Source organism: uncultured Paraglaciecola sp., assembly GCF_937123705.1.
Classification (GTDB): domain Bacteria; phylum Pseudomonadota; class Gammaproteobacteria; order Enterobacterales; family Alteromonadaceae; genus Paraglaciecola.
The window spans coordinates 26,986-47,657 of the sequence record NZ_CAKZKO010000121.1 but is presented as its reverse complement, the minus strand read 5'-3'; the positions used below and the strand labels follow the sequence as shown (position 1 = coordinate 47,657).

The window sequence follows — 20,672 nt, the reverse complement described above, 5'->3', positions numbered from 1 at the left end:
CTTCACATTCAACAGGGAAAACGCCATGCTTTTTGAGCGCTTCAAATTCAGATTCAGGGATAAAAATTTCATCTAACTTTATTCCGAACGCTTCAACATTTTTAAAGCTTTTCTGTCCAGCTTCTATTAATGCTTGATAGAAGTTGTAATCTTTACCTGTCTTTTTAGACGAGCCATATCTATTTAAAACTGAATATACTTTTACTTTTTGAATTTGCATTTTAATTTACCTTTTTACTTAACTTGACTTTAAATTTAATATACATTTAAATATAAATCAATATATATTTTAATATATTTATTTTTTTAAATATTATTATATATTTAGTATATTAAATTATTTGAATATAAATCAAAATTAAGAAGGTTTTAATGAAAAAAGAATTAAAAAGAGAAATTGAGATATTTACTCTTCCTAATTGTTTAGTAAGTTATCGGTATAAGGAAATGAAATTTTTTAGGGGAGCCGCTTTTTTACTTGCGAACTCAATTAAAGAACTTGGTTTGCAAAATATTGAAAAGGTACTCGGTAGGTGGACAAAAGAGTTTTTACCTTATTCTAAGAAGAATGTCTTTAAAAGGTTAATTAACCCATCGTTTATAAGAAGAAGACTATTAAAGCTAGTTTTGAGGGAGAGTTTACACAATGAGCAAATTCAACGTGTGATTGGCGGTGAGGCACCTATCAGTTATGCAGGAGATGCAACACTCAAAATAAGAAAAAAAGCTTTAGCTGCTAGTCTTGAGTTTCTCATGACTAAATCTATTCCCACACCAAATGGTGTGAAACAGCTAATTGAGCTAACAATGGACTCTCGTAAGCGTTTTAGTGAACTATATGTTATGTGTTTGGGAATGCAGGAACTTGCTACAGATCTTGGATACAAAGCCTTATTTCTTACAATAACGGCTCCAGCAAGATTTCATTCTAATCCAAGTGATGGACATAACTCTTGGAATAGAAGCTATGCCAAACAATCTCATGCATATATCAATAAAAAATGGGAAGCTTTTGGTAAAGATCTATCTAGTTGTACAAATAAAATATATAAATCTAAAGGCGATATCTTCGGCTTTAGAGTTGTCGAGCCACACCGCGACGGCACAGCGCATTGGCATGTTTTATTATATGTATCCCCAAAGAATTTGGATAAAACTATTTCTTTGTGTCATAAACATTTCTCACATTCCGCCAAAGCATTAAAACTGGATGTTATTCGCACTAAAAAAGAAGATCCAAAAGCTGCTGCGCCAACGACTTATATGACTAAATATCTAGTAAAGACTGTTGCTGTTAAACAATACATTAAAGATATCAAAACTGACGGAGAACGAGCACCAGAAAATGACGCTATGGAAAGAATTGATGCATGGCGTTGTGCTACAGGGATACGTGCATATCAAAAGTTTGGTATCCTTGCTGGCGTTACTAAGTGGCGCTTTTTAAGAAAAATATACAAAGCTTTTCACGAAGGAAACACTCTTCTAAAAGACAATCCAGAGACTGATCTTGCTAATCGAATGAACCAGTTTAATTTTAGTGGTAAATTTATATTAGCAATGCGTCAGACAAACACTAAGTTGTTTAAAAGTAATAGCACTAATGAAAAAAGGGCATTTACTGATTTTCTAATTTCAATTAAAAATATCGAATCAGAATTTAAAGCTGGTGATATTTATTTTAAGGAAAAATATAAAAATAAATATAATGAAGAGTGCAATAAAACTGTAGGAGTTGTACTAGGAAAAAAAATCTTGCTTTTGAATAACAGTAACTATGCAAAACAGTTAGATAACAGCACTAAAATCACATTAAAAGAATCGGTATTAAATAAATTTAAAAATGTTTATCAACCTAAAGTGCGGGAGTTAAATACAATTGTCCAAGAGGGAAACACTATTTATACTAATTCTAGTTAACTTAATACTTATTAATTAAATAACCCTTAAAATTATTTAATTAATCCAATATAATTGCAAAAATTTTAAATATAAGGTTCATAATAATGATGAGCTTCGAGCAACTATTGTCTTCTGTTAAAGACCTTACATTCGAACAACTAACAAAACTCGAAGAGGAAGTAAGTTTACGCAAAGATGAACACATAAAAAAAATAAAAGAAATTCAAGAGTTTGCCATGCAACGAGGTATTGAAATAGACCAAGCTGCACTTTTGCATACACATACAGAATATAATATTAATGCTTCAGATGGGCGTAGCAAGGTCGAACCGAAGTACCGTTATGTTGATGAAAACGGTAAAGAGTTTTTTTGGTCTGGTAGAGGCGTATCACCTAAATGGGCTAGAGAAGCTAAAGAAGAAGGTACTTTAGATAAGTATAAAATATAAATTTATTCCTTATCTGATATAATTCAAAAATTAAATAATTTAATTATAAAGACTTCATAAATGACTGTAGAAAAATTCGATCCTAGACAAACCACAACTTTAGATTCTCCTAGTAAAGCAATTCAACTACTTAGCGAGGACTCTAAGTCTACCAAAAGTAGTCATAAAATAAATAAAGCACCAAGGATTGGTTTTTGTAGCCTCGGCTGCCCTAAAAATTTGGTGGATTCTGAGCGTATTTTAACTCAGTTGCGTACTGAGGGTTACGATGTGGTGCCTACCTACAACGACTCTGATTTAGTGATAGTGAATACTTGTGGTTTTATCGATTCGGCGGTGCAGGAGTCTTTGGATACTATTGGCGAAGCCCTTAACGAAAATGGCAAAGTGATAGTGACCGGTTGTTTGGGTATAAAGGAAGATGAAATTCGTGAGGTACACCCTAATGTGTTGGCGATTACTGGCCCTCATGCTTACGAAGAGGTGGTGAATCAAGTGCATGAGCATTTACCCCAGCCGGTGCATAATCCTTACTTAAACTTGGTGCCAGATATTGGGGTTAAGTTAACGCCGCGTCACTATGCCTATTTAAAAATATCTGAAGGCTGTAATCACAGATGCACCTTTTGTATTATTCCTTCGATGCGTGGCGATCTAGTCAGCCGCCCAATTGGCAGTATTTTAGACGAAGCTAAACGCCTAAAAAATGCTGGGGTAAAAGAATTGTTGGTGATTTCTCAAGACACCAGCGCCTATGGCGTGGATGTTAAAAACAAAACCGATTTTTGGGATGGCATGCCTGTGAAAACCGATATGAAGTCCCTGTGCGAAAAACTCGGCGAAATGGGTATATGGGTGCGTTTGCATTATGTGTACCCCTACCCTTCGGTAGATAAAATCATGCCTTTGATGGCTGATGGTAAAGTACTGCCCTATTTGGATATTCCTTTTCAACACGCCAGCCCACGCATTTTAAAACTAATGAAACGCCCTGCAGCGGCCGAGCGCACTATGGAGCGCATTAGAGCATGGCGCGAGGTGTGCCCGAATATTGTGATTCGTTCAACCTTTATTGTGGGTTTCCCTGGTGAAACCGAAGAAGATTTTCAAATGCTTCTGGACTTTTTAGACGAAGCCCAACTTGATCGCGTTGGTTGTTTTAAGTACTCAGATGTCGAGGGCGCAAAAGCCAACGACTTACCTGATCCTGTTAGCGAGGACATCAAACAAGCCCGTTACGACCGTTTTATGCAGAAACAATCTCAAATCAGTACCGCAAAGTTACAAGCTAAAATTGGCCTAGAATATCAAGTGATTATTGATGAAGTGACCCCAGAAGGTGCCGTAGGCAGGTGTTATGCCGATGCCCCAGAAATCGACGGCAATGTACATTTAACCGACGAATTTGATGTAACACCGGGCGATATTATCTGGACACAAATCATTCATAGTGATGAACATGACCTGTGGGGAGTTAAAGTGGAGGAATAAGTGGTGAACCAGATGGCAACGCGCCGTAGAATACACCTGCTATTGAGTTACAACATTGGGATTATTTTTTCTAGTATTTACAATCAAAATTCACTATATTCAATTGATTTTTAGCCAATTTTAAAATGTTAGTCACATTCTAAGGGACGTACAATGAGCAGAAGAAACCAAACCATTATCAATGAGGAAATTAATTTTCAACAAGGTGAAGAATTAATTTCCACGACGGATAAGAGGGGGGTGATCACCTATGCTAACCCTGCGTTTTGCCGCGTTGCTGGGTTTAGCATCGAAGAACTAGTTGGAAAAAACCACAATATTGTTCGTCACCCAGATATGCCTTCTGAAGCCTTTAAAGATTTATGGAAAAACCTATCCGCAAGCTTACCTTGGCGCGGTGTTGTTAAAAACCGCTGCAAAGATGGCCGCTATTATTGGGTAGATGCCTTTGTTACTCCTATATTTGAAAAAGGTAGCCTAGTTGGTTACCAATCAGTAAGAACGAGATTAAATGAACAAACCAAACAAAATGCCATTAAAGGCTATCAGGCTATAAAAGCAGGTAAGTCTTTAAGTAAATGGTACGAAAGCTCCAAAATTAAAAGCATCGCCTACTGGATCACAAGTTTTGCCATTTTAGGCACGGCGTTATACATACCATATATTATGTTTTTAGTGCCCTTTTTAGCATTTATAATTTTTAAAAATGAGCTAATTGATACACCTAGTTATTTTAAAAAATTAACCTCGGACTACGACAGTATTTCTCGAATTATTTATTCTGGAAATAAGCCTCAAAGCATTGCTGATTTTCACTCAAAAATAGCAGAAGGGAAAATACAAACGATTTTAGGACGTATTCTTGATAGCAGTAAAATACTGTCATCTGGAGCCACTAATTTGTCTGAAGCCGCAAAACAGGCGAAACAGGGGGCGGAAAAAGAAACCGCTGAATTACACCAAGTATCTACAGCCGTAGAGGAAATGGTCAGCACCATTGACGAAGTAGCGAAAAATACCACTTTTACATCACAAAAAGTCAATCAAGCTCATACTGACTGTGAAACAGCGACTCACGCCATGCAGCACACTATGGATCAAGTGAATGTATTGGCGCAAGAAGTGGCGCAATCAGCCTCATCAGCCTCAGAGTTAGCAGAAGAGGCAGAGAAAATTGGCAGTATAATGCATGAAATTCAAGGCATAGCCGATCAAACTAATCTACTTGCGCTAAATGCTGCCATTGAAGCCGCAAGAGCAGGTGAACACGGAAGAGGTTTTTCTGTTGTTGCCGATGAAGTGCGCGCATTATCAAGCAGAACCCACTCTGCCACTGAGCAAATACAAACATCTATATCTGAAATACAAAATACATTACTTATTTGGTCAAAAACCATGGCACAGGGCAAAGATTCAGCCGACAACTGTGTTGAGAAAGCGTCAGAAGCACGAGATGTTGTAAATAAAGTATACGAATCGGTCTCGGATATCTCTGATTTGGCCATACAAATATCAACCGCCTCTGAAGAGCAAAGCATGGTCTCACAAGAAATTAGCCGCAACATCACCAATATAAGTGATGCATCTCAAAACAATCTTCAACAAGCGAATACTGTTGAAAAAGAAACCAGTGAAATTCAAACCAGAGCTAATGCACTGGGCTCATTGGGACAAGCCTTTAATAGTTAATGGTAGTTAAAACAAAATACTTACAGTTGCTACTATTTTTTAGTCGCATAGTTTGACTTAGACAATGGTGATTGTCTCAAAAGCTAGAGAAAGACTTTTGGGGGTATTTATCACTAAGCTCTGGCTAATGTTTAAGGTGTAAAACCCTTCTACTCAAGGCAAATGATTAAAAGGTAATAATAATGGATGCAACAGTTAACGATTTAGCCCATACCATACAAATTGTTGTGGCACCCATTTTTATGCTGACCGGTATCGCAGGGTTTTTAAATGTTATGTCGGGGCGGTTAGGCAGAATAGTTGACCGAGCAAGGATCATGGAAAGACGGGTTCATACCATCAAAAACCCTGAGTTTTTAGAACAGTCTGAAAACGAATTAAAAAACTTATGGCGTAGAATTAAACTAATAAACCGCTCAATAGGCTTGTGTACAGCATCGGCGCTGTTTGTGTGTGCAGTGGTGGTATTTTTATTTTTAGGTGATTTTTGGACCTTTAACTTAAGTGCCATCATAGTCACCCTGTTTATAGTGGCCTTATTTTTATTGATTTTCGCATTACTGACTTTTTTAAAAGAAGTGCAGCTTGCCACCAGAAACTTACAAATTGGCAAAGAAGTCTTTGACGATTAAACCCATTGCAACTCACGCAATAAGAACAATCCTAAGGTTGAAGTGACAATCGACATTAAAGTGCTACCAGCAATTATTGCTGCGGTTAAATGATAATCTCCGCCAATACTTCTTACTGTTGGATAAGCAGCGGCTGCAGTAGGCGCAGCTGTCATCATAAAGAGCACACCGAGTTGTTCCCCTCTTAGCCCAAAATAGAACCCAAGAGCCGTTGCCACAACTGGAATAAGCACTATTTTACCGCCAATTGCCCAATACAAAATCCTTGAAGTGTAAAATTCTTGCCAACGAATACTCGCACCTACACAAAGTAGTGCTAGAGGCAGGGTCATTTTGGCAAGATAATTACCCGTATCTAATAACAGTTTGGGCACTGAAATAGGCAACAATGACACCGTTATTGCGCACGTAATGGCTATCGCCAAAGGATTAGTCAATACACTACGCGCAACTGCCTTTACACTTGGCGCTTTTTCTTGATGATAATATAAGGTCAAAATAGAAAAAATATTTAAGGGCACAACCAAGACAGCTAAATACATAGAAGCGACCGTTAAAGCTGATTCCCCAAATGCATTTACCGACAATGCCAAGCCTATAATAGCCATATTACCTCTACAGGCGCCTTGTACAAATGCACCTCTTGCAAATGGATTAGCAATACCAAAAGCCATCAAATGGAATATGAGAAATGCACATGTCATGGTAGAAGCTGCAAAAATCAATAAAGAACTTGGAAACTGTTCGGTGAGGTTTGTGGTAGCAATATTCACAAACAATAAACATGGAAGTGTCAGGTTGAACACAAGGTCAGATCCTGTTTTCGCAAATTCATCTGTGATCCAAGCAATACGTTTTAGTAATATTCCTAAGGCAATAATCAGGCTAATGGGTAACGTTACCTCTAGGGCAAACGTTAAAGAACTAAGCATAAAAAATTTTCCTAAATAAACAGCCAATAAACAAAACAGTATCATACCAAGCCTATATTTATACTTGGTCAACAAGCGCTGATGCTTTACTCTAGCAACATGATTTTATCTTAAGATTAGCCTCGATGTCTCAGTCAGATCCATCACTCTCAACACAGAAACCAGTTTGTATTGTCACTGGCGGCAGCTATGGCATAGGAGAAGCTGTATGCCATAAATTTAGTAGCCAAGGTTACCTAGTGGTAAATTTGGATATTCAGAGAAACCCTAGCCAATCAAGTGCCATTGAGTGGCAACAGTGTAATGTGAGTGTGTCAAGCAATGTCACTCAGGCTATATTGAGCAATATCAAGCAATATGGCAGAGTCGACTGTTTGGTTTCCAACGCAGGTATGCATTTTTCAGCCAATATTGAAGATACCAGCGATCAAGAATTTGACAGAGTATTTGAGCTAAATGTAAAAGGCGCTATTGCGGCCACTAAAGCGGTATTACCGCAAATGAAATTACAACAAAACGGGGTGATTTTATATATGGCCTCTGACCAAGCACTGATAGCTAAACATAATTCATTTGCCTATAACCTAAGCAAAGCCGCGTTGGCATCTATGGCTAAAACCACGGCCTTGGATTATGCCAAATATCAAATACGCGCCAATGCAATATGCCCAGGTACCATAGAAACACCGCTGTATCACAAAGCAATAAATAACTATGTGGCTAGCTCTGGAGCTAATATCAAACAGGTTCACGCTGAAGAAGCAGCACTACAACCCATTGGTCGCCTTGGAAAAGCCAGCGAAGTTGCAGCCCTTACTTACTTTTTGGCGACAGACGAAGCCAAATTTATCACTGGCAGTTTACAGGTGATAGATGGCGGCTACACAACCCAGTAATGGCCGTATATTTTGCATAAAGCAATAGCTAAAATTGTCGACCCTCATTTGCACTTTTTCAACTTGCAACAAGGTGAATACGCTTGGCTTAAACCACAAAACCCGCCTTTTTGGGAAGATAAACATCTAATCAATAAGAGTTTTTCAGAATCTGATTTGACCCTACACACGCCCCTAGAATTAGCTGGATTTGTACACATTGAAGCGGGGTTTGACAACCAACAACCTTGGCGAGAAATAGACTGGTTGCAACAACATTGCCGCATGCCATTTAAAACTATGGCTTATGCAGATATCAGTGACTCTTCATTCAAAGCTCATCTAACGCAATTACAGCAACGTAATTCAGTGACTGGGATCCGCAATATTCTCGATGAACAAGCTAATAAAGTGCTTAGTTCTTCACGCACTCGGCAACATTTTGCACTATTAGCCGAAATGAAGTTCTGCTTTGATGTGCAGCTATCATTAACAGATTGTGACGCTATCTCGCATTTGATCACATTAGCAAACAGCAACAACACAATCCCGATAATTATCAATCATGCGGGATGGCCTCCTTTAAGGAGTGATGTAATTAGACAAAAAAAATGGCAACTAAACCTACAGAAACTGGCCAGATGTAACAATATTGCGATCAAGCTGTCGGGCTGGGAAATGTCGAATAGGCACTGGAAAGCGGAACATGTGGCCACGGTAGTACTAGACTGCATAGCGACATTGGGCGATACAAGAGTGATGTTAGCGAGTAATTTCCCCTTGTGTTTGTTAACAATCCCTTATCCAAAAATATGGGATATGTATGCCAATTTACAACACATAAGCGCCATCAGTTTTGAGAGGATCAGCTACAGTAACGCATTAAACTGGTACAATTTTTAGCGATAAAGACTAGTACCAATCGCCATTTGGCTAACCATTAGTCACTGGTCATAAAAAAATCCCAGTGTGTTGCCACATTGGGATTTTAAGTAACTAAGTATTAAATTTACTTCACAATAGTTTGATAAGTCATCACTTTAAATTTTTCACCTACGTCAACTACAGGAGGGAAATTTTGCACCATAAAGATACCAATTAAGTTTTCCTGAGGATCGATCCAGAACTTAGTACCTGCGGCACCGCCCCAGCTATAAGAGCCTGTAGAACCGGCTTCACCTACAGTACCTTGATCAAGAGAAATACCAAAACCTAAACCGAACCCAACACCTGGGTTATCACCCATAGGTAAACCTGCAAGGTGGTTTGCTGTCATTAGCTCAACTGTTTTCGGCGATAACAATCTTTTACCGTTTAACTGGCCACCGTTTAACATCATTTGGCTAAATTTAAGATAATCCATTGCAGTAGACACTAAACCACCACCACCACTTTCAAATGTTGCCCCTTCCATGTAGCTATAGCTTGATTGCGCTGGACTAGGAACTAGCCCTTTAGCTGATGGTGAGTACATTTGTGCAAAACGAGCTAGTTTGTTTTTAGGTACTCTGAAGAAAGTATCTTGCATATCAAGTGGTTGGAAAATACGCTTTTCTAAGAATTCGCCAAAAGACATACCAGACAGCACTTCTACTAAGCGGCCTTGCACATCTACTGACACACTATAGTGCCACTTAGTACCTGGCTCATATTGCAAAGGCAATTTACCTAAACCCGATACAAACTTTTTCAAATCGCTATTTGGCGCCATCATTGCCGCATTTTTCATATACAATTTGTCGACTTCGGTCTTGCCGAAGAATCCATATGTCATACCAGAAGTGTGCAGCATTAAGTCACGAATAGTTGGTTGACGAGCTGGTTGACGAGTTTGCCCTTCTTTTGACTTATCGCCTTCACCAATTGTTTTAGTAATAGTGCCATCAGAAACTATAGAGGTTTCACCATCAGCCGTAGACACAGCTACTTGTAGGTTGGCAAGCTCTGGAATATATTTTGCCACTGGGTCTTTTAGGAAAAATTTACCTTCTTCATATAGCATCATCAAGGCAACAGAGGTAATAGGCTTAGACATTGAGTAAATACGGAATAATGTATCGTCTTCCATTTTTTTGTTGCTCTCTCTATCGCTCATGCCGTAGGTTTCTCTGTAAACCACTTTACCGTTACGAGCTATCAGTCCAAGACCACCTACCATGGCACCATCTTCAACCGCTTTATTCATTTGGTCTGTAATACGATCTAAACGCTCTTGGGAGATCCCTTCACGGCTAGGTTTTCTACTAGGTATATCCTTTGCAGAAGCTGGTAATGCTAATGCAAATAGTACAAAAGCAGACAACATAAAGGTGCTAACAGACTGATAGTGTTTCAATTTATTATTTGGCATGCAATATTCCAATGTTTTACTGGGTTGTAATTAGATAAAAAACACTTAACTAAACTAATCGTCAATTAAGCAATGCAATAATATACATAGCTTTCACAGCATCATCCCTACAATTTAGAAGACGATTGGGTGAAAACAACAAAATTAGTATACATTGGACGCACTAAAAATCCATAGCGCCTTATTAGATGGGCTAATATTCCTTAGTTGACATCATATTAGAAGCAATGACTCACAGTTTGAATGGCTTAAAAATTATAACGCAGACCTAGATTAGCACTTGCTACCGTTAAATTATCTTGTCCTTTGATATATTCAATTTCAAACCGCAACATAGTGCGTACTCCAACAAAATAATCAAAACCTAAACCAATGGCAGCCGCGATACCACTTTCGTCATAATCGCACATAGTGGCTGTACCAATTTCAGAAATATCTACAACACTGCCTTGACCGAACTCGCATTCTCGCTGCCCCGCAAATAGTTGCTGTCCCCTAACATCTGTTTTTAGTACGCCTAAACGATAAAATAACTCACCAATTGGGCTTGAAGCTTTACCAAGAAACGCCAGAAATAAAGCATCTCCTTGTTGTAAGTTTTCATTGTTATTGAAATCAACTGCAGACGGCAATTCCACTGTATATAATTTATTATGAATGAGTTGCTGATAACCGGCTTCAACATACCACTGCGGGTTAAATTGATACCCGAAGGCCATCTTATAACCCAAGCCTTTGTTAGCCTCTTCGGTAAACTCCAAATCCGAGTAACCCACTGAAAACACAGTATAAAGATTATCTGCAGCTAAAGAGTGTAAGCTCACTATGCAACTTAGTATCAGTAAACCAATTTGCTTTTTTAACACACTAAATTTCCATAATACTTACTCATCACAATACCATACTACATTCAATCTCTGCTGCAAGAGCGCAGCAACTAATATATTGATACTCTTGTATAAATCATCTGTTTTTTGTTTAGATTAACATCAAAATATAAAGACAAATTGCGATCCACCATGACCCTGTTTAGAATTAATCCTCTAAACGCAAATCAGGAGTGTCTTTTGCCTAACATCGCTTTTTTAATGTTATTTTCCATAGGGTTATTGCTGAGTGCATGCGCGACCGAAAAACCACCTATAATGACAGATGAAAAATTTGATTCTAGAGTAACCTCACAAGGAAAAACTGAGTTTGTATACGGTATTTCTTGGCACAATACATCAAGGGAGTCATTGCTCAGAGACGGTCGTGCCGAAATAAAGTCAGCAAATAGCCTTCCCCGTTTATCACAGCACAGACCCAATAAACTAACCTTGCAAGCCGACAATCAAACTAAACTAGAATTAGAAGATCAAGCGGCACAGGCTTTAAAGCTAAGATTGGCAAAGGAGCAACTTTGCCAAAACAGTTATGAGATCAGTGATGTGATCTGGAAAGACGATAATATTCGTTTACTTGGATATTGTTTATAACCAAATTCCCCCATTATGGGTATTAGACACAAAAGAAGTAAGGACTAAATAATGCAAAGTATCAAAACTCGCGCAGCAGTTGCTTGGGCAGCAGGTGAACCTCTAAAAATAGAAGAAGTCGACTTGGCGCCGCCACAAAAAGGTGAGGTGTTAGTAAAAATAGTAGCAACAGGTGTGTGCCATACCGATGCCTATACCTTATCGGGAGATGATCCAGAAGGACTATTCCCAGCTATCTTGGGCCATGAGGGTGCTGGCATTGTTGAAGCGGTTGGTGAAGGTGTTACCCTAGTTGAAGTAGGCGATCATGTCATTCCTTTATACACCCCTGAATGTGGGAACTGTAAGTTTTGCCTGTCAGGTAAAACCAATCTGTGCCAAGCAATACGTAATACCCAAGGCCAAGGCTTGATGCCTGATGGCACCAGTCGTTTCTCCATCAATGGCCAACCTATATATCATTATATGGGCACCTCCACTTTTGCAGAGCATACAGTGGTGCCTGAAATAGCCCTAGCTAAAATTCCTAAAGAGGCACCACTGGAGAAAGTCTGTTTATTAGGCTGCGGCGTAACAACTGGCATGGGCGCGGTAACCAATGCAGCAAAAGTACAACCAGGCGACACAGTAGCCGTATTTGGTTTAGGTGGCATTGGATTATCTGTACTGATTGGCGCTAAGATGGCCAAAGCGGGGCGCATTATTGCCATCGACATTAATGAAGATAAGTTTGATATCGCCAAACAACTCGGTGCCACTGATGTTATCAACCCAAAAGACTATGACAAACCTATTCAAGAAGTGATTGTAGATATCACCGAAGGAGGCGTTGATTATTCTTTTGAATGTATCGGTAACGTCAATGTGATGCGCTCGGCATTAGAGTGTTGTCATAAAGGTTGGGGCGAATCGATAATTATTGGTGTGGCCGGTGCAGGCCAAGAAATCTCCACACGCCCCTTTCAGCTTGTTACAGGCAGAGTATGGCGTGGTACAGCTTTTGGTGGCGTAAAAGGTCGCAGCCAATTACCCGATTACGTACAACGCTACATGGACGGCGAATTTGAGTTAGATACTTTTATTACTCACACTATGCCATTAGAAGACATCAATTCTGCCTTTGACCTTATGCATCAAGGTAAATCTATCCGTACTGTGGTGCATTTCTAATGGCAGATGCAAGCGCAACTGGGCTAGCAGAGCTCAGCGCCAACAAATGCTTTGGTGGTTGGCAAAAACGTTACAGTCATAAATCGGCTGTACTGAATTGCGATATGCAATTTAGTGTGTTTATTCCACCTATTAGCGATTCTAATAAGAAACTTCCTGCCCTGTATTGGCTAAGCGGCTTAACCTGTACCGATGAAAACTTTTCTGCAAAAGCTGGGGCACAGCGGGTAGCGGCCGAATTAGGCATAATGTTAATCATTCCAGATACTAGCCCTAGGGGTGAGCATATTCCTGATGCCGCTGACGCTGCATACGACTTAGGATTAGGAGCCGGCTTTTACCTCAATGCCACCCAAGAGCCATGGCTTGAGCACTATAAAATGTACGATTATATAGTGGATGAATTACCTGCTTTGATTAACAAAGAGTTTAAGGTAAAAGAAAAAGCCGCAATAGCTGGACATTCCATGGGGGGCCATGGTGCGCTGACTATCGCCCTATCAAACATGAAACAATATTGCTCTGTATCTGCTTTTGCCCCAATTGTTAATCCCATGGATTGTCAATGGGGACAAAAGGCGTTTAGTCACTATTTGGGTGACAATCAACAAGACTGGGAGGCATATGATAGCTGTGCCTTAATGCGTCAACAGGGCAAATTCCTGCATATTCCTATGTTAGTTGACCAAGGTTTAGATGATAATTTTTATCTTAGCCAGAAACTCACTAAACCATTAGAGAGCGTGGCATTAGAACTTGGATACGATGCCGAATTTCGTTATCACAATGGTTATGATCACAGCTACTTTTTCATCGCTAGTTTTATTGAAGAACACCTAAGGTTTCACGCTAAGTATTTATGAGGTTTAAGCTAGGAAGCTAGGAGATACGAGTTAGTTAGAGCAAAAAGCGATTCCCGATAAAAGCACTCGGGAATGACGAAGTATAAAATAAACTATGTGGGTGGGTATTCCTAACTGATCAGCAAGAATCATATGAAACCGTTTTTAAATCTCGTTGCTCGAAACTCGCAGCTTCACTAGTGAAACCTGCCACGGATGGCAGTGCCCGCTAGGGCATAAAAAAAGCATGCGCTGGCGCTTACAGGCATCTCGATAACTGCTCCTGCGTTATTCTACCTTCCGCCATCCATGGCGGTCGCTTGCCTGATTTTGACTCCTAATAGCTCGTTACTCGAAATTCAAAGCTGCTCTTAAAAATAATACTCAACACTCAATTGCACATAATCGTCTCGACGAAACATATAAGTGGGCTCTGTAGGTTCATCGCTAGAAAATAGCCATGCATCCACTCGCCATTTCCAATGGTCATTGATACGACTAGAGGCTTCGATAAAACCCGACCTAACCTTGGAATAATCAAGGTCCTGTACCATGCCCAATAGTATTTCAGTACCATCGACATCATTGAACACCAATCGGCTACCCAGCATTAAATCATTTTGTGCTGCCACTTTAGTAAGGTCATCGCGATTATCGTATTGATATTCCATTAGCCAGTTTATGTCGTAAACACTGTCAAAGAGTCCAACAAATGAATACTCAAAACCACCCACAAAAGCGCTGTAGTCTTGCTCCATTACTTTACGTTGTACTCCTTCAAATTTGATTGTCCACCCCCCTATCAACGCCAAAATGTCTATGCCAGCCTGTTGAAGTTGCGGATAAAAAGGACGTAAGCTAGGTTCTAATTGTTCATTCATGGCCAATACAAAATCGGGCTCTCTGGAGGTACCATCAAAATATGACAAGCCTACTTCCCAGTCACCTAAAGTATGTTGCCACCTGATGGCCCAATCGAGGTTTTTCTCTTCATCTTCTGATTCAAAGATAGGGTTGTCGGTATCAATTGCTAACTCCCCCCTGAGCCTGCCATCAGCACCCGCAAAGGTTCGTTCTCTAAAATAAGGTAAAACAAAAAATGTGGTATCGCCCCACTCTTTAAATAGCGAGAAAGCCACCATAGGCTGGCCTAATTTATCCTCACCATCAAAGGCTTCAACGCCATCGGTTTGATTAATAATATCAACTAGATGCAATGATTCGGTTTGTCCCCAAAAGACTTTACTGATGCCGGTTTGTACTTCCCATTCTTCACCGCTGTGGGTCCACTTTAATTCGCGTATATCACCATGAGTACGCTCTTCGTCTTGTTGATCGAAACGGTAAAAACCTTTGAATAGTAGGCTGTCACTTCCACTATTGAATGAAGTGTATAACTCGGGAGAAAAATAGGCCGATAGATTAGCTCTTTCTTGTTGAGGATAGAGTGCATTTTGAAAAAAATAACGCTGTTCAACCCCAGCGCCACCAGTAAATTCAACATCTGCCAACGCTAAGGTGGGCAAAAGCGCGATAAGCGAAAATAAAATCTTCAATGTGCACCCTTTATAAAGCTAAACAAAAACGTCATTAAAATAGTATATACCTAAGCTACTTCAAAATACTGGCTTCATTATAAATTTGTTATCGAACATTCTTTAATGTTCCCTTACTAAAGTCACTTTGAGATAACCCAGTATTAAATTTTAAGTCATGAGTAATAAGCTCAGTACTTTTACCGTTTTGCTCGTTAAACATCTCTACACGCATTGGACGCCAGTACTTATTTAAGTACAGCTTAAAATCAAAATTAACTAATTCTTTCAATAAGCTACCTTTACGATCATAAAATTCAATTTTCAGGGCACGATAGTGTTCTTTATCCACCCATACAATTTGTTTGGAATAACCAGAGTTCTTGTCGGTGGGCACTTGTTGTAGTACAAAGCTAGCCTGCCCATCAAAAGTATCATCTCGTAGATACTTAAACTTAAATTTTTCAATTTCAAAAGAACTCATATCTTCAAAGGCAAATTCACTGCCCATAAAAGGCCCAGACTTATTTCGCGAGCGGATACGTTTCACTTTGCTTAACTTAGGTAAATACATCCATTGATCATCGGGTTCAATGGCATGGGAGAAATTGAGGAACGCGGTGCCTTTTACATCTAATGGTTGATCAAAAATCGTTAACCCTTTGTCGCCATCATCGACTATTTCCAAGGATTTAAGGCGCATCTTGCGCTCTACCTCGTCCCCTTGGGCATTACGTAATATCATACTCATATTGCCGATACTATCGCCCCAGCCCTTATCCCTTAGTTTTTGCTCCTTAGCAATCGCCAGACCTTTTTCTTGAGCTGTTTCGGCCAAAATGCCCATTGAATAGGTTAAATAGGCAATAACTATAGTCACTTTTACGAAGGGAGATGTTAGATAACTACTCATGAGTAAGCTCCTGTTTAATATCATTTTTATCGAATGCCATTAAGAATGGTGGTAAGAATAGGAAGTCAACGGCTAGGGCAATAACAATAATCACACCAGTCAATAAGCCCATCTCTGAATTCAAGGCAAATGGTGACAGCATCAGAATCGAAAATCCAGTGGCCAGCACTAAGGTGGTGATCCACAATGCCCTACCAACACTGGCAAAAGCGTAACGTACACTTTGTTCGGCATCATTGCCGTTAACTCTAGCATGACGATATTTACTCAAAAAATGCACGGTATCATCAACAATGATCCCCAGCGTCATACTTAATACTACAGATAATCCTAGATTAACATTCCCTGAGTATATCCCCCAAAACCCAAATCCAATACCGGCGGGTAGTAAATTAGGCAAAAGGCTAATTAACCCTATTTTGAAAGATTTTAAGGCAAAAATTAACAGGCCAGATATTAATACTAGGGCTACTAAGGTGCCTTCTAACATGCTGGCCATGTTAGTTTCACCAATATGGGCAAACATTAATCCTGGGCTTGCCGCAGTAAGGGTTAAATTGGGCGCATGACGGGCAAACCACTGTTGCGCTTTGTTCTCCAGTGCCGTTAGTTCCTTACTGCCTACATTTTTAACCATCACCACCACACGAGTGGCAGATTTATTCATATCCAATTGATTGGTTAAATCTAGCCCATAAGGCAGTGACATTTCGTACAGCAATAAATATTGAGCCGCTAATTCGCGGTCGTCAGGTAACACATAATAATTGGGCGCATCTCCATGCATGTTTTTATTCAAACGCTTAAAGGTATCGGTAATAGTCGTGACATGATCGATTTCTGGCAAGGTTCTAAGCCATTCGCTAAACGCATCGATATGTTGCAGGGTTTGGGGATTATTAATGCCTGAATCTTCATCAGTAAAAATGGCAAAATCCAAGTTGGTCATGCCGCTTAAATGTTGCTGTTGAAAGTCCGTTGACTGCCTAAAATCGGTACTTTCATCGAAATACTCAGTGGCCACGTCATTTAGCTGATTGTTAAAAGAGAAACCAATGGCAACAACGGCAACCACTAATGTAAAAGGCAATATGCGTTTGTGATGACTAATCACCCATTCACCAAACCTTTCGGTATAACCCAATTCGTTGCTTGAGGTTTGTTTAGGCAATTGTTTAATGGGCAAAACCATAATCAGGGCAGGCAATATTGTCAGCGAGAATATACAAGCAAACATAACCCCTACGGCGGTTAAATTACCTAAGTCAGCCAAAATAGGTACTTCGGAGAAATTTAAGGTTAAAAATCCTATTCCTGTAGTGGCGCTGGTGATAAATATCGGGGCTTTATTTAGGGAAAGGCTGTATTGCAACGCCGTTTTTTTATCCTTACCAATTCGCATGCCGTATAACAAGGTGGATATCACATGAATACAATCGGCTACAGCGAGCGTCATGACCATAGTCGGTACGTTCACTGTAGCTGTGCTCATAAACATTCCCAACCAACCTGCCAAGCCCATAGTGACGGCGATACTCGAAGCTATCACTATTACCGTCGAAAATGCCCCAACAACAGTTCGTAACAATAACCACATTATAATGATTACCGTCAAAAACATCAGAGGAACAATGGTACTGAAGTCTTGCTGAGCAAAGGATGCAAAAGAATAATTCATCAACACTACCCCAGTATGATAAAAATCATGATCTGGGTATAGCGCTTTATATTTGGCGGTTAGGGCTTTGACTGAATCTGTCACCATATTCACTTCGGCGGTTTGGTCACCATCGGGCAAATTAACGGAAACATTAATAACAGTCACGCTGCCTTTTGGAGAAACAATTCGATTAACTAAATTAGGTTCGTTCAAAGCGATTTGACGAATATAATCAAGTTTTTGCTGGTCAAGGTCGGCTAAGTCATAAACCAAGTCCTCAACAATCATGTCGTCATCTTCAGACCAGGTATGTTGAAAATTGGTGAGGGAATCAATACGATTTGATAAAGGCGTTTGCAGGGCATCTTCGGTCATTTTTTTAACTAAAGATAATGTTTGCAGAGTAAACACATCACCTGACTTTGGCGCAATAACAATACTGGCATTATCATTCTTGCTAAAACTATTTTGCATCCGCTCGTAGGCAACTCTTTGGGGATTGGACTCTTCAAAAAATACTTTAAAGTCACCACGAAAATACAGATTTTTAGCTCCTAGGCTCATGGCAATGATTAGCAAAAAACCAATCACCAGCACCGTTTTAGGTCTTTCAACTGAAAAGTCTAACCAAGTATTTTTCACTTATATCCCCTACTTTTTGGTTTCAATTTCTACACCTAAACACTCGCCGCTTCAAAAACCTTTTTCAAAGAATTAGCCTAAGCATATTTCTATTTACTGTGTATTACTTAACTTCCATATTAGGCGAGCGATAAACTATTTCATCATTCAATTCAATGCCTAGGCCCGGCTCTTCTGAAACCTCAAAAAAACCATTCACTGGTTGTGGATCTTGTACACATAGTTCTCTATTCCACTCTTTGATGGCATAGGTGTGATGCTCGTGAATTAAAAAGTTTGGAATAGCCGTCTCTAAGTGCAAACTAGCGGCCGTAGCAACCGGGCCACCACACACATGGGCTTGCACTCGAATATCGTAAACATCGGCGTAATCACAGACTTTTTTGGTTTCGGTGAATCCGCCGCATAAACCCACATCGGGTTGTAACACATCAATACTTTGATCTTCAAAATAGGGTCTCACATCCCAACGATGATAAAGCCGTTCACCACCTGCAATAGGCACCCGTACATTCTCTGCCACTTTTTTATGTACTGCCGAGTTGAGATAGTTCACAGGCTCTTCGTACATCATGCACCCTACTTCTTCAATGACTTCAGCCATTTGAATAGCAGAGGCAGCGCCCATTAGTGAGTGTGACTCAAATATTATATCGACATCTGAACCCACAGCGGTGCGAATTGCGCGCAATCTGTCACCAAATAATCTCATTTGGGGTTGAGTAAACAATTTGGTGCGATCAAAAGATGAATGTCCATCTTGATCATAAACAATAGGATCAACTTTCACTGCATCATACCCTTCTGCTACCGCCTTTAACGCAGCCTCTGCGTATTGCTCGGGGTGCGTCAGTTTAGTGCACTCTTTATCCCAGTCAAACTGCAATTGGCTAGCATAAGTTCTGAGTTTACCGTTGGTTTTTCCACCCAGTAATTGATACACCGGCACCCCAAATACTTTACCTTTAATATCCCAAAGTGCGGTATCTATGGCACTCATCGCCGCATACAAAACAGGGCCTCCACCTAGTCCCCAAAAGCTTTCACGCAACATGCGCGACCATAACAGTTCGGTATTCATTGGGTTAAAACCAATTAACATGGCTTCGGCGATTTCTTTAATCATATGGGCTGCTGCACTATGGCCTAGATCATAAGCCAAGCCCGCTTCACCCACACCCGAAATACCTTCATCTGTATGAATGCGAATAAAAACGGGATTCCAAGGTGGACGTTTAGGGCAATGAATATCAAAAATTTCAACACGATTAATTTTCATGGATCTTTCCTATTATTAAATTCTGCAAGCTTCGAACACCTCACAACTAAAGACTATTCACAAAATAACGGATCAAGTTTGTAGGCTCGTCTAAGCATTGCAGGCCAAGCTTTTTGTCCGCCAGTTTCACCGCTATGTACTATGCTTGCTTGCTGGTATATGCCATCAATAATTTCTTGTTTAATTGCAATTACTTTCTGACCACTTTGCAACAATTCCATTTGAATTTCGCAGGCTCTTTGTAAGTCATAAAAACGCATAAAGGCATCGCCAACAGTGGCACCTAAAGTGAGCCCACCGTGATTATGTAATAACATGTGATTGGTTTGCCCAAGATCGGTTTGCAAACGTGTTTTTTCGTCATCATTTACCGCCAAGCCTTCGTAACCGTGATAACTCAGTGATGATAATGAAAACATCGCATATTGACTCCAAGGCTTAAGGCCACCTTGGACACTGGCCACGGCTATGGTGGCCTTAGTATGTAAATGGATCACGCACTGAGCATCGTGTCGCACTTGATGAATTGCACTGTGAATAGTAAATCCAGCAGGATTGATTGAATAAGGTGAGCCATCTAAAATATTCCCCTGTAAATCAACCTTAACTAAATTAGAAGCCGTTACTTCGTTAAAAGTTAAGCCAAAAGCATTGACTAAATAGTGCTCGGTGTCTGGTACTCTTGCCGACAAATGAGTGTAGATAAGATCACCCCATTGATGATCAGCCACCAGCCGATAACATGCTGCCAAATCAACACGGGTTTGCCATTCTTGGGGCGATACTTTGTCTTTTAGACTGAATTGTTCAAGTTGAAACACCTTATCTCCTTT

19 protein-coding genes are annotated in these 20,672 nt (G+C 39.9%); 10 read left to right on the top strand and 9 right to left on the bottom strand.

Features of this window, described 5'->3' with window-relative positions; all coding sequences use genetic code 11:
* Positions 1-220, bottom strand: a 220-nt coding sequence (locus Q0688_RS15335; RefSeq protein ID WP_299078619.1) for a hypothetical protein, incomplete at its 3' end; no start/stop codon positions are given.
* Between the two features lie 152 nt (positions 221-372).
* Here Q0688_RS15335 and Q0688_RS15330 point away from each other — a divergent pair.
* The 5 genes from Q0688_RS15330 (at position 373) to Q0688_RS15310 (ending at position 6,163) form a co-directional block, all read left to right on the top strand.
* Complete coding sequence (locus Q0688_RS15330; protein WP_299078616.1) at positions 373-1,920, top strand: replication endonuclease; 1,548 nt, start codon at positions 373-375, stop codon at positions 1,918-1,920.
* A gap of 86 nt (positions 1,921-2,006) precedes the next feature.
* A complete protein-coding gene (locus Q0688_RS15325) occupies positions 2,007-2,351 on the top strand; it encodes an H-NS histone family protein (RefSeq protein ID WP_299078613.1) in 345 nt (114 codons plus the stop codon).
* 60 nt (positions 2,352-2,411) lie between these two features.
* Positions 2,412-3,842 carry a 30S ribosomal protein S12 methylthiotransferase RimO gene (rimO, locus tag Q0688_RS15320; RefSeq protein ID WP_299078610.1) on the top strand — a complete coding sequence of 477 codons (1,431 nt, stop codon included), beginning with the start codon at positions 2,412-2,414 and terminating at the stop codon, positions 3,840-3,842.
* 153 nt (positions 3,843-3,995) lie between these two features.
* Positions 3,996-5,531 (top strand): methyl-accepting chemotaxis protein, encoded by a 1,536-nt coding sequence (locus Q0688_RS15315; protein ID WP_299078607.1) that lies wholly within the window; start codon positions 3,996-3,998, stop codon positions 5,529-5,531.
* A 182-nt stretch (positions 5,532-5,713) separates the two neighbouring features.
* Positions 5,714-6,163, top strand: a complete 450-nt coding sequence (locus tag Q0688_RS15310; RefSeq protein WP_299078604.1) for a DUF2721 domain-containing protein — start codon at positions 5,714-5,716, stop codon at positions 6,161-6,163.
* Here the strand turns inward: Q0688_RS15310 and Q0688_RS15305 are convergent.
* Positions 6,160-7,095: an AEC family transporter gene (locus Q0688_RS15305; RefSeq protein WP_299078601.1), complete on the bottom strand. Its 936-nt coding sequence runs from the start codon at positions 7,093-7,095 to the stop codon at positions 6,160-6,162. The two genes, Q0688_RS15310 and Q0688_RS15305, sit on opposite strands and share 4 nt — an antisense overlap.
* Positions 7,096-7,220: 125 nt before the next feature.
* On the opposite strand from Q0688_RS15305, the gene Q0688_RS15300 reads away from it, so the two are divergent.
* Together Q0688_RS15300 and Q0688_RS15295 are read left to right on the top strand one after the other, a co-directional pair.
* Positions 7,221-7,991: an SDR family oxidoreductase gene (locus Q0688_RS15300; RefSeq protein ID WP_299078598.1), complete on the top strand. Its 771-nt coding sequence runs from the start codon at positions 7,221-7,223 to the stop codon at positions 7,989-7,991.
* A 12-nt stretch (positions 7,992-8,003) separates the two neighbouring features.
* A complete protein-coding gene (locus Q0688_RS15295; protein WP_299078595.1) occupies positions 8,004-8,873 on the top strand; it encodes an amidohydrolase in 870 nt (289 codons plus the stop codon).
* Between the two features lie 106 nt (positions 8,874-8,979).
* On the opposite strand, the gene Q0688_RS15290 is transcribed toward Q0688_RS15295, so the two are convergent.
* Positions 8,980-10,320: a serine hydrolase gene (locus Q0688_RS15290; RefSeq protein ID WP_299078593.1), complete on the bottom strand. Its 1,341-nt coding sequence runs from the start codon at positions 10,318-10,320 to the stop codon at positions 8,980-8,982.
* Between the two features lie 248 nt (positions 10,321-10,568).
* Entirely contained in the window at positions 10,569-11,186 is a 618-nt protein-coding gene (locus Q0688_RS15285; protein WP_299078590.1) for an outer membrane beta-barrel protein, read from the bottom strand.
* A gap of 201 nt (positions 11,187-11,387) precedes the next feature.
* Here Q0688_RS15285 and Q0688_RS15280 point away from each other — a divergent pair, with 201 nt between their 5' ends.
* Genes Q0688_RS15280 through fghA form a run of 3 tightly spaced genes read left to right on the top strand, consistent with a single transcriptional unit; the run spans position 11,388 to position 13,831 of the window.
* Positions 11,388-11,798, top strand: a complete 411-nt coding sequence (locus Q0688_RS15280; protein ID WP_299078587.1) for a hypothetical protein — start codon at positions 11,388-11,390, stop codon at positions 11,796-11,798.
* 51 nt (positions 11,799-11,849) lie between these two features.
* Entirely contained in the window at positions 11,850-12,968 is a 1,119-nt protein-coding gene (locus Q0688_RS15275; protein WP_299078584.1) for an S-(hydroxymethyl)glutathione dehydrogenase/class III alcohol dehydrogenase, read from the top strand.
* Positions 12,968-13,831, top strand: a complete 864-nt coding sequence (gene fghA, locus Q0688_RS15270; RefSeq protein ID WP_299078581.1) for an S-formylglutathione hydrolase — start codon at positions 12,968-12,970, stop codon at positions 13,829-13,831. The genes Q0688_RS15275 and fghA overlap by 1 nt, the downstream gene beginning before the upstream one ends.
* A gap of 350 nt (positions 13,832-14,181) precedes the next feature.
* Here fghA and Q0688_RS15265 read toward each other — a convergent pair whose 3' ends face one another.
* The 5 genes from Q0688_RS15265 to Q0688_RS15245 form a co-directional block, all read right to left on the bottom strand.
* Positions 14,182-15,366, bottom strand: coding sequence for a hypothetical protein (locus tag Q0688_RS15265; RefSeq protein WP_299078577.1), 1,185 nt, complete (start codon positions 15,364-15,366; stop codon positions 14,182-14,184).
* An 88-nt stretch (positions 15,367-15,454) separates the two neighbouring features.
* A complete protein-coding gene (locus tag Q0688_RS15260) occupies positions 15,455-16,258 on the bottom strand; it encodes an outer membrane lipoprotein-sorting protein (protein WP_299078574.1) in 804 nt (267 codons plus the stop codon).
* Entirely contained in the window at positions 16,251-18,560 is a 2,310-nt protein-coding gene (locus Q0688_RS15255) for an MMPL family transporter (RefSeq protein ID WP_299078571.1), read from the bottom strand. The genes Q0688_RS15260 and Q0688_RS15255 overlap by 8 nt, the downstream gene beginning before the upstream one ends.
* Before the next feature lie 103 nt (positions 18,561-18,663).
* Positions 18,664-19,839 carry a mandelate racemase/muconate lactonizing enzyme family protein gene (locus tag Q0688_RS15250; RefSeq protein ID WP_299078568.1) on the bottom strand — a complete coding sequence of 392 codons (1,176 nt, stop codon included), beginning with the start codon at positions 19,837-19,839 and terminating at the stop codon, positions 18,664-18,666.
* Positions 19,840-19,892: 53 nt separating this feature from the next.
* Positions 19,893-20,660 carry a class II aldolase/adducin family protein gene (locus Q0688_RS15245; RefSeq protein WP_299078565.1) on the bottom strand — a complete coding sequence of 256 codons (768 nt, stop codon included), beginning with the start codon at positions 20,658-20,660 and terminating at the stop codon, positions 19,893-19,895.
* Positions 20,661-20,672 lie beyond the last annotated feature (12 nt).